This window comes from Amycolatopsis sp. NPDC059021, assembly GCF_042739895.1.
Taxonomy (GTDB): domain Bacteria; phylum Actinomycetota; class Actinomycetes; order Mycobacteriales; family Pseudonocardiaceae; genus Amycolatopsis.
Map to the genome: position 1 here is coordinate 165231 of NZ_JBHYIQ010000001.1, position 10550 is coordinate 175780.

The following is a 10550-nucleotide window of genomic DNA, read 5'->3' on the forward strand; positions in this document are numbered from 1 at the left end:
GGTGTGCAGGCGGGCCTGGGGGTGGGTGGCGCGGGTGCGGGGGGGGGTCTCCGGGGGGCCGGTATTGGGGCCCCGCCCCCCCGTACGCCGTTGTTGCGCGCGGGTTGTCCGTTGTGGACGGTGAGGCCCGGAAGTGGTTCGGGCTACGAGGATTCCTCGTGGGCGTGCCGTTGGGCCTCGGCACGCACGTGCGCACGCATCCCCTGCATGCCGAACAGGATGAGGAGTTCGACCACGCCACCGTCTGCGCTGCCCAGCCAGTGCGGCAGGGACGTGTCGAATTCGGCGGCCTCACCCGGCGGCAACGTGATGTCGCGCTCGCCGACCACGAGCCGCAGGTGTCCATTGAGGACGTACAGCCATTCGAAGCCGTCGTGCGTCTGCGGGGTCGGTTCGAGCGGCTCCGGTCGCGCGGGAATGATCATCTTGAACGCCTGGATCCCGCCCGGCCGCCGGGACAGCGGGATGAAGGTCATCCCGAACCGGTGGATCGGCTTGAGGTGGATCCGGGGGTCGCCGGTCCGCGGGGCGCCGACGAGATCGTCCAGCGGAACGCCGTAGGTGCTGGCCAGCGGCAGCAGCAGCTCCAGGGTCGCCCGGCGTTGCCCGCTCTCGAGCCGGGACAGGGTGCTTTCCGAGACGCCCGTTGTCGCCGCCAGATCGGCGAGGGTGATGCCGCGGTCGCGCCGCAGCGCACGCAGCCGGGGCCCGACGGCGTCGAGCACGTCTTCCGTTCGGTGGTCCACGCGGCCACCTTGCCATAACCGCAAGATTCCGTGCCAGATCGGGACGCGCCTGGCGAGACTGAGCGCGTACCGACCGAAGGAGTCTTGATGAGCACCACCGATGCGGTCACGTTCTGGGACGGCGTCTACCGGGCCAGGAAACCGCCCGCCGACCCGCGGCCCAACGCCCGGCTCACCGAACTGGTCACCGGCTTGGCACCCGGCGACGCGCTGGACCTCGGCTGCGGCACCGGCGGGGACGCGCTGTGGCTCGCCCGCCACGGATGGCGCGTCACCGCCACCGACATCTCCGCCGTGGCGGTCGACCGGCTCGCCGCTCTCGCCCAGTCGAAGGGACTTGGCGGCCAAGTCAGCGTCGTGCGGCACGACCTGCGCGAGTCCTTTCCGCAGGGCCGTTTCGACCTGGTCTGCGCCCACTACCTGCACACCCCCGCCGAGCTGGACAGGGCTGCCGTGCTGCGCTCGGCCGCGCACGCCCTGCGTCCGGGCGGGCTGCTGCTGGTCGTCGACCACGGCTCGGCCGCGCCGTGGTCGTGGAACCAGGATCCCGAGACCCGATACCCGAGCCCGCGCGAGGTAGCCGCGGGCATCGCGCTGGACGCCGGGGCCTGGCGGATCGAACGGGCCGACGCACCCCGCCGGATCGCGACCGGACCGGGCGGGCGCACCGCCGAGGTCATCGACCACGTCCTGCTCATCCGCCGCACCGCCTGACCACGAAGGAAGACCACTGTGCCCAGTACTACGCGCCGGCGCCGCGACACCCCGCCGCCCCGGACCGGAAGCAGCGAGATCGAGGTCCTGCGCGGTTTCCTCGACTATCTCCGTTCCTCGATCGCCGCGAAGGTCGACGGTGCCCCCGAACCCCAGGTGCGGACGGCGGCGGTGCCCTCGGGCACGAACCTGCTCGGCCTGCTCACCCATCTGACCTTCGTCGAGCGCTCGCTGTTCCTCGGGGACAACGTCACCGACTGGCAGGCGACGTTCCACGCCACACCGGAGGACAGCGTGGCCGAGGTCGTTGCCCGCTACCGCGAGGCGGTCGCGCGCGCGAACGACGTCCTCGACGGGTGCGCCGATCCGGGCGCACCGATTCCGCGGCCGGGCCGCTCCGCGCCGAGTATCCGCTGGGCACTCACGCACATGATCGAGGAAACCGGCCGCCACGCGGGCCACGCCGACATCCTCCGCGAACTGATCGACGGCTCGACCGGGCGCTGACGCCCCCTTCCCCAGGACAGGAACACATGATCACCGCACCACGGCCGTCCTCGCGCCGTTTCCCCCGCTTCGCGCACACGATGGCGACGGTCGTGCTCACCCTCGTGCTCACGATCGGCACCGCCGCCTGCTCGACGCCGACCACCGGCGAGGTCGCGCCTTATGCCGCGGCCACCCAGAGCGATCCCCGATTCGGCACCACCTTCCGGCACGAGTTCACCGACGTCGACGGCGTCCGCATGCACTACGTGACCGGCGGCAAGGGCACGCCGGTGGTGCTGATCCACGGCTGGCCGCAGACCTGGTACGGCTGGTGGCCGATCATGCCGGAGCTCGCCAAGAACCACACCGTCTACGCTGTCGATCTTCCCGGGCTGGGGGACAGCACCGGCAAGCCGGCCGGGTACGACAAGGCCACGCTCGCGCGGTACGTGCACAAGCTGATCGCCGAGCGGCTCGGGGTGCGTGACGCCCGGGTGGTCGGGCACGATTTCGGTGCCGCCGTGGCCTTCCAGTACGCGAGCCAGTTCCCCGCCGACACCGCCCGCCTCGGCTACTTCGACCTGCCACTGCCCGGACCGGCGATCGACGCGACCATGTACCGCTCGCTCAGCTGGCACATCGCCTTCCACTCGCAGCGACGGGTTCCCGAGGCGGTGGTCCACGACGACGTCCGCGAGTACCTGGCGCTGTTCTACCCCCAGGTTTCCTTCGGTGGCACGGCGTTCGGGGGTACCTCGGATCGTTCCCCGTTCACCGACGCCGAGATCACCGAGTACGCGCGGACCTACAGCCGGCCCGAGGTCCTGTCCGGCGGCTTCGAGCTCTACCGGGCGCTCGACAAGGACGTCCGGGACACCGTGGCGGCGCCGCCGGTCCGCGTCCCGACCCTGCTCATGACCGCGCAGGGCCAGCTCGACGCGATCCGCGGCACCGTGGCCCCGCGGATGACCAACATCGTGCAGGCCGCAGACGTGCCGAAGGCGGGCCACTGGCTCGTCGAGGAGAACCCGCAGTTCGTCACCGCGGAGCTGTCGCGATTCCTCGACGGCTGATCAGCGCAGGTAGTTGTAGATCGTCGCGCGGGCGAGGCCGAGGAGTTCGGTCAGCGCCGGGACCGAGTGCTTGACCTGCAGGAAACCCTGTTCCTGCAAGGTCTTGACCAGTTCCTTCTTCGCGGCGGGAGCGAGACCTCGCGGGGTCTGGCCGTGGGCCGCGGCGAACTCCTCGACCAGGGAACGGAGTTCGCCGGCGGTCCTGGCCCGCAGCGTTTCGGTCAGCGGCTGCTCCTGCTCGTCGGTCCGGACGAGGTTGGCGAGGCTCTTGGCGGCGCTGGCGAAAAGGGAGACGTCGAGGTTGAGACAGAGAGCGGCGACGTAGGTGCCTTCGCTGTTCTTGACGCCGATCGACGTGCTCTTGGCGGGCCTGCCGTCCGGAAAGGTGTTGGGGTAGTTCTGCAGCACTTCCGGGTAATCCGGGTCCTGGATCCGGGCGAGGCCGAGCTCGGTGGCGGGATCGCCGGGAGCGCGGCCGGAGAGGTTCGACTCGATCACGCGGACGGTGTGGTCCGGGTCGCGCAGGTCGTGCAGGACGACTTCGCACAGCCCGGGGAACATCCGGCCGATCGCCACCGCGATCTTCCCGGTCTCGCGCAGCAGCAGTTCGTCCTCCGCGTCGCTCATCAGGCGTCCTCGCCGAACAACGCGGACATCGTGGCCGCCGCCTTGAGACCGGACCCGGTGAGGATGACCACGGTCGTCTCCCCGGGCCGGATGACGCCCTGGGCGCGGAAGACGTCGAGCGCGGCGGCCGCGGTCGCGCTGGTCGGCTCGGCGTAGAGCCCGATCGCGGCGAGCCGGCGTGTCGCGTCGGCGATGGCGGCTTCTTCGATCGCGACGGTGGTTCCGTTCGACCGGCGGATCGCGGCGAGGACCTCCGGCAACCGGACCGGTTCGCGGATGGCGGTGCCCTCGGCGATGGTCGGCCCGAAGGCTGTCGGCACCGGAGTGTCCACAGCGGACTGGAAGCTCGCGTGCAGGGGAGCGCAGTTCGCGGGCTGGGCGACGAGCAGCCGCGGGCGGCGGTCGATCGCGCCGGTGGCGAGTAGTTCGGTGAAGCCGAGGTCGCAGCCCAGCACGATGCTGCCGGCGCCCGCGACGGTGACGACGTTGTCCGGAGCGGTGAAGCCGAGGTCCTCCCACAGCTCGTAGGCCAGTGTTTTGGTGCCCTGCAAGAAGAACGGGTGCCAGTTGTGGCTGGCGTAGCAGGTCTCGGCGGAGCGCCGCAGCGCTTCGGCGGCGGTGTCGTCGCGGGTGCCGGGCACGAGTTCGACCGTGGCGCCGTAAGCGCGGCTCTGCAGGACCTTCGCCGGCGACGTCGATTCCGGCGCGAGGATCTTCGCGCGGATGCCGGCGGCGGCGCTGTAGGCCGAGATCGACGAGCCGCCGTTGCCCGAGCTGTCCTCCAGCACCTCGGTGACCCCGTGCCCGGCCAGCAGCGAGAGCAGTACCGTACTGCCCCGGTCCTTGAAACTGCCGGTGGGGTTGAACCACTCGAGCTTGAACCGCGTCGCTTCACCACCCCAGGGCAGCTCGACCAGGGGAGTGCAGCCTTCGCCGAGCGAAACCGGACGCCGGATGTCCCCGGGAAGCGCGGCCCGGTAGCGCCAGAGCGAGCGCGTGCCGGAATCGACCTCGGCGCGGGTGAGGCCGCGCAGGGGCGGCACGGTCAGTGGTACGCCGTCGTCGCCGCGCCAGCGCAGCGGGTCGAGCGGGTAGGTCCGGCCCGACCGCTCGTCGAGGAGATGCGCCGTGGGGGTCATGGTCGCCTTCCCGGTGTGGACAGTTGGTCTACGGATAGACAGGGTGTCTAACCCTGGTCTCGTTGTCAACCCTCACGAATGTGACAAGTGGGGACAGTGATTCGGTGACTGTTGTCGGCATCGGTCATTTGTGGAAATTGATTCACGTTCCTTTCGGTGAATTTTTCACCGAAAGGTGAGTGGTACGAGGTGTAGCAGTGTGGATGCTCCCGGTGGCGGGCACCGGGCTCGTGCCGGATCGTGCCGTGGTGCCGGTGCGGCCGTGCGACCACGGCGGATGCCGTGCCGGGGTAAAACCGCCGGGAGCGGGTGGCCGGGTTAGGTAAAGGTAAGCGAGTGGACCGGGGAAATAGTAATGGCGTCGCTGCCGGACGGGGAGGAAATGGGGGCGGCGGGCGAAGCGGCGTCCCTTTTCGTGTCGAGTCTCGTTTCGTGCGGGGCGTTCGAATGCCTTTTGTTTCCGGCGGGGCCCCGAGGGGCTGTCGGCAAAAGGCGTAGGGTAAGCGACCGAGTCCTTTCGGACTGCGCCGATGGCCGGGAAGGGTTGCCCTGTCTGGGCGGGTGTCGCCCGATCGGGCGGGTACTACTATGCATTACGGTGTGGGCGCAAGTCGGTCCCGTGGCGTGGGCGGATGACGGTGACGTTAAATTCTTGAGTCCTGGCCCAGGTGACCCGACGACTTTTTGAAGCTGCGCGAAGAAAACACGGCGAGTTGTTGACGTGTCCCGGTCGAGACGCTTAAGTACTCCCCGTTACTGCTTCACTCTTTGGTGCGTTGGGGAGTTCCCATGCGTGTGTCGGAAGGCGATCCCCGGCAGAGCGCCGACACGGTCATCGCCGTGAATCCGCTGAACAGGCCGTCGGCGCGGGCCATCGCGGCCGCCGCGCGGGGCGGCGGGCTCGGCGTGCTCGACCTGACCACCCCCGGCACCGCGGCCGACGACGAACTGGCGCTGCTGGCGGAGTGGCCGGTCACCGGCTTCGGGGTGCGCCTCACCCATCTGGGGGAGATCCCGGCGGCCGCGCACACCGTGCTCCTGACCTCGGATTCCCCTTGTACGGCACGGGACTTCCCCGGGCGCCGGGTGCTCGTCGAAGTGACCTCGCGCGCGCAGGCCCGGCGCGCGGCCGCCGGCGGTGCCCACGGCCTGATCGCCCGCGGCCGGGAAAGCGGTGGTCCGGTCGGCGAGCTGAGCACGTTCGTCCTGCTCCAGGCGTTGCTGGCCGACGAGACGATCGCTCTCCCGGTGTGGGCGGCGGGCGGGATCGGCCCGCACACCGCGGCGGCGGCCGTCGCCGGCGGAGCGGCCGGGGTCGTGCTCGACACGCAGCTGGCCCTGCTCGCCGAGCCGGATCTGCCGCCGTCCACTACGGTCGCGCTCACCGGGCTCGACGGTTCCGAGACGACGGTCGCCGACGGCGTCCGGGTCCTGACCAGGCGATCGACCGGGGAACGGCTGGAAGCGGGACAGGACGTCTTCCTCGCCACGCGGTTCCGCGACCGCTGGGGTACGGTGACCGCCACCGTCCGCGGGATCCGGGACGCGATCGCCGCGGCGCTGGGCGCGGACGGGCCGGTGCTCGGCACGGAGTCCCCCGGTGCGCGGGCGCTCGGCACGGCGCTTCCGGTGGTGCAGGGGCCGATGACCCGGGTGAGCGATCAGGCCGCGTTCGCCGCCGAGGTCGCGGCCGCGGGGGCGCTGCCGTTCATCGCGCTCGCGCTGTCCGGCTCCGAACAGACCAGGGAGGTGCTCGAACGCACCAGGGAGACGGTCGGTACGGCGCCGTGGGGCGTCGGTGTGCTCGGGTTCGCCCCGGATCACGTGAAGGCCGCGCAGCTCGAGGTGATCCGCGAGGTCCGGCCCTCGCACGCGATCATCGCGGGCGGGCGCCCGGCACAGGCCGCGGCGCTGGAGGAGGCGGGGATCTCGACCTTCCTGCACGTCCCCTCGCCAGGGCTGCTCAAGCAGTTCCTCGAAGCGGGGGCGCGGAAATTCGTCTTCGAAGGGTCCGAATGCGGGGGACACGTCGGCCCGCGCGCGAGCTTTCCGTTGTGGGAAGCGCAACTCGGGGTACTCGACGACTTCCTCGCCACGACACCGGGCGCGGCGGCGGAACTCCAGGTCCTGTTCGCCGGTGGTGTCCACGACGCGCGCTCGGGCGCGATGGTCAGCGCGCTGGCGGCGCCGCTCACCGCGCGCGGCGCGGCGATCGGCGTCCTGATGGGTACCGCGTACCTCTTCACCCGCGAGGCGGTCGACGCGGGCGCCGTGCTGCCGCTCTTCCAGCGCCAGCTGCTCACCGCCGCGCACACCGACCTGCTCGAAACCGCGCCGGGCCACGCGACGCGGTGTGTGCGCAGCCCGTTCACCGAGGAGTACGAGCGGATCAAACGGGACCTGGCCGAGCGCGGCGTGCCGAGCCGCGACGCCTGGGAACGGCTGGAACAGCTCAATGTGGGCAGGCTCCGGCTCGCCAGCAAGGGCATCGAGCGGGTCGGGGACGAACTGCGCGAGGTCGGCGAGGAACGGCAGCTCGCCGAGGGCATGTTCATGGCGGGTGAGGTCGCGGTGCTGCGAGCGGCGATCACCACGGTCGCCGATCTGCACGCCGAGGTCGGTCCTGGCTCCGACGCGTTCCTCCGCGACCGGGCCGAGAGCCTGGGACTGGCCCGGGAGCCCGCCGGGCAGGCGCCGGAACCCCTGGACGTCGCGATCGTCGGGATGGCCTGCATGTTCCCCGGCGCCCCGGATCTCGCCTCCTTCTGGGCGAACGTCCTTTCCGGACACGACGCGGTCACCGAGGTCCCGGCGCAGCGCTGGGACGCCTCCCTCTATTACGACAAGGACGGAGCCGGGGAGCGGACGCCCTCGCGCTGGGGCGGGTTCCTGCCGGAGATCCCGTTCGACCCGCTGGCTTACGGCATCCCGCCGTCGTCGCTGGCGAGCATCGAACCCGTGCAGTTGCTGGCGCTGGAGGCCGCGCACCGCGCGCTGGCCGACGCCGGATACACCGACCGGGCGTTCGACCGCGCGCGGACGTCGGTGGTGTTCGGCGCCGAGGCGGGCAGCGATCTGTCCAACGCGATGACACTGCGCACGGTCCTGCCCTCGTATCTCGGCGAGCTTCCGTCCGCTTTGGACGAACAGCTGCCGAGGCTCACCGAAGACTCCTTCCCCGGGGTGCTGGCGAACGTCATCGCCGGGCGGATCGCGAACCGGCTCGATCTCGGCGGGGCGAACTACACCGTCGACGCGGCTTGCGCTTCCTCGCTCACCGCGGTGGACGTCGCCTGCAAGGAACTGACCGCGGGCACGAGCGACCTCGTCCTGTGCGGGGGCGCGGACCTGCACAACGGCATCAACGACTACCTGCTCTTCGCCTCGGCACACGCCCTTTCGCCCACCGGGCGTTCGGCGACGTTCGACAGCGCGGCTGATGGCATCGCGCTCGGCGAGGGCGTCGCGTGCATCGCGCTGAAGCGGCTCGCGGACGCGGAACGCGACGGTGACCGGGTCTACGCCGTGATCAAGGGCGTCGGCGCGGCGAGCGACGGCCGCGCGCTGGGGCTGACGGCGCCGCGGCCGGAAGGCCAGCACGCGGCGCTCACCCGCGCGTACCGCAACGCCGGGATTTCCCCGTCGCAGGTGGGACTGGTCGAAGCGCACGGCACCGGGACCGTCGTGGGCGACCGGACCGAGCTGGGCACCCTGACGAAGGTGTTCACCGAAGCGGGCGCGGCGCCGGGCACGTGCGTGGTCGGCTCGGTGAAATCCCAGATCGGGCACACGAAATGCGCGGCCGGGCTGGCGGGACTGGTCAAGACGGCACTCGCCGTGCACACCGGTGTCAAGCCGCCGACGCTGCACATCGAAGCGCCGAACCCGGCCTGGGAGGCCGGCCGCAGCCCGTTCGTGTTCCAGTCCTCGGCCCAGCCGTGGGCGGCTCCGCCCGCCGAGCGGATCGCCGGGGTCAGCGCGTTCGGCTTCGGCGGCACGAACTTCCACGTCGTGCTGGCCGCGCACGAGGACATCCCGCCCGCGCAGACCGCCGACGCATGGCCCGCCGAGCTGTTCACCTTCGCGGGCAAGGGCTACGAGACCGCGCTGAAGGACCTGCTCGCGCTCGCGGACGTACCCGCCGGATACCGGCCGTGGCGGTTGCGGGATCTCGCGTTCGCCGCTTCCGGACGCGCCGAGGCCGCGAGGGCCGCCGGTGGCGCGACCGAGGTCGCGCTGGTGGCGTCCACTGTGGACGAGCTGACCGGTCTGCTGCGCAAGGCGATCACCGGCGAGCGGGCCGAGGGGCTCTTCTTCGCCGCCGACGCGGTGGGCGGCGACGTCGCGATGGTGTTCCCCGGGCAGGGCAGCCAGCGGCCGGGCATGTTCGCCGAGTTGTTCGTGGCCTTCCCCGAGCTGCACCGCTATCTCCGGCTGGACCCGGAGGCGGTCGCGGCGGTGTTCCCGCCCGCCGTGTTCGACGAGGCGGCGCGCCGGGAGCAGGCCGCGCGGGTCACCGACACCCGGGTCGCGCAGCCCGCGCTCGGGATCACCGGACTCGCGGCGCATCGCCTGCTGACCAGGGCCGGGGTGCGGCCCGCGATGCTGGCCGGGCACAGCTACGGCGAGCTGGTGGCACTCGCCGCGGCGGGAGCGCTGCGGCCGGACGCGTTGCTGCGCTGCAGCCGGGCACGGGCCGAGGCGATCCTCGGCGCGGCCGGCTCGGGCGACACCGGAGCGATGGCGGCAGTGACCGGGTCGGCGGTCGACGTCGGCAAGGTGCTGGCCGACGCGGGACTCGCCACGGTGGTCGTCGCCAATCACAACGCGCCGAAGCAGACGGTGATCTCCGGCCCGACCGGCGACGTCGACCAAGCTGTGGTGCGATTGCGCGAAGCCGGGCTCGGGGCGAAGCGGCTTCCGGTCGCCTGCGCGTTCCACAGCCCGCTGGTCGCGGCCGCTGGCGAAACGTTCGGAGAAACCCTCGCCGAGGTGGACTTCGTCGCGCCCGAGACGCCGGTCTACGGCAACCGCACGGCCGACGTCTACCCGGACGACGCCGAGGGCATCCGGGCGGAGCTGGTCGCCCAGGTGGGCGCGCCGGTGCGGTTCGTCGAACAGGTGGAGGCGATGTATGCCGCCGGGGCACGGGTGTTCGTCGAAGCCGGGCCGGGGGCGGTACTGTCCAAACTGGTCTCGGCGGTACTCGAGGACCGTCCACACCGGACTGTCGCACTGGAGCGGCCCGGCCGCCGGGGATTGCCGGGCTTCTTGACCGCGCTCGCCGAGCTGGCGGTGTGCGGTGTCGAGGTCGAGACCGGCTGGCTGTTCCGCGGCCGGGACGCGGTCGACGCGGCGGCCACCACCAGGCCCCGCCGCCCGGGGTGGACGGTGGACGGGCAGCTGCTCCGTACCGCCGACGGGACAGTTCCGGACGCGGCCCTGCATCCGGCACAACGCATCTCGGAGGGACTCGTGGCCACTCCTCAGCCCGAACAGGGGGCGGAGGCGTTGATCGCCGACTTCCTGCGCACGAGCCGGGAGATGGTCGCGGCCCAGCGGGACGTGATGCTCGGCTACCTCGGCGCCGAACCTTCGGCGGCTCCGGCGTTCGGCCAGGCGGAAACCGCGTTGAGCCCAGTCGTTCCGTCGACGGTCGTGCTCGGCGAACCGGCTCCCACGCCTCCAGCTCCCACGCCTTCGGCGCCCGAGCCGGACCGGCCGGTGCTGGCGGTGGTGGTCGAGGTGATCGGGGAGCGGAC

Annotated in this window: 7 protein-coding genes; 4 read left to right on the top strand and 3 right to left on the bottom strand. The window is 71.6% G+C overall.

Annotated elements, in window-relative coordinates; all coding sequences use genetic code 11:
- Positions 1-143 precede the first annotated feature (143 nt).
- A complete protein-coding gene (locus ACFWX1_RS00670; protein WP_378382685.1) occupies positions 144-746 on the bottom strand; it encodes a helix-turn-helix domain-containing protein in 603 nt (200 codons plus the stop codon).
- A gap of 87 nt (positions 747-833) precedes the next feature.
- Here ACFWX1_RS00670 and ACFWX1_RS00675 point away from each other — a divergent pair, with 87 nt between their 5' ends.
- The 3 genes from ACFWX1_RS00675 to ACFWX1_RS00685 are packed head-to-tail and all read left to right on the top strand — an operon-like array spanning position 834 to position 3022.
- Complete coding sequence (locus ACFWX1_RS00675) at positions 834-1460, top strand: class I SAM-dependent methyltransferase (RefSeq protein ID WP_378382686.1); 627 nt, start codon at positions 834-836, stop codon at positions 1458-1460.
- 18 nt (positions 1461-1478) lie between these two features.
- Positions 1479-1967, top strand: coding sequence for a DinB family protein (locus ACFWX1_RS00680; RefSeq protein WP_378382687.1), 489 nt, complete (start codon positions 1479-1481; stop codon positions 1965-1967).
- A 26-nt stretch (positions 1968-1993) separates the two neighbouring features.
- Positions 1994-3022: an alpha/beta fold hydrolase gene (locus tag ACFWX1_RS00685; RefSeq protein WP_378382688.1), complete on the top strand. Its 1029-nt coding sequence runs from the start codon at positions 1994-1996 to the stop codon at positions 3020-3022.
- Here the strand turns inward: ACFWX1_RS00685 and ACFWX1_RS00690 are convergent, their stop codons facing one another.
- The gene (locus ACFWX1_RS00690) at positions 3023-3649 is read right to left on the bottom strand and encodes a transcriptional regulator (RefSeq protein ID WP_378382689.1); all 627 of its coding nucleotides are present in this window, start codon (positions 3647-3649) and stop codon (positions 3023-3025) included.
- Positions 3649-4788 (bottom strand): pyridoxal-phosphate dependent enzyme, encoded by a 1140-nt coding sequence (locus ACFWX1_RS00695; protein WP_378382690.1) that lies wholly within the window; start codon positions 4786-4788, stop codon positions 3649-3651. Before ACFWX1_RS00695 ends, ACFWX1_RS00690 begins: the two co-directional genes overlap by 1 nt.
- A gap of 789 nt (positions 4789-5577) precedes the next feature.
- On the opposite strand from ACFWX1_RS00695, the gene ACFWX1_RS00700 reads away from it, so the two are divergent.
- The coding region (locus ACFWX1_RS00700) for a beta-ketoacyl synthase N-terminal-like domain-containing protein (protein ID WP_378382691.1) at positions 5578-10550 on the top strand (4973 nt) is incomplete at its 3' end.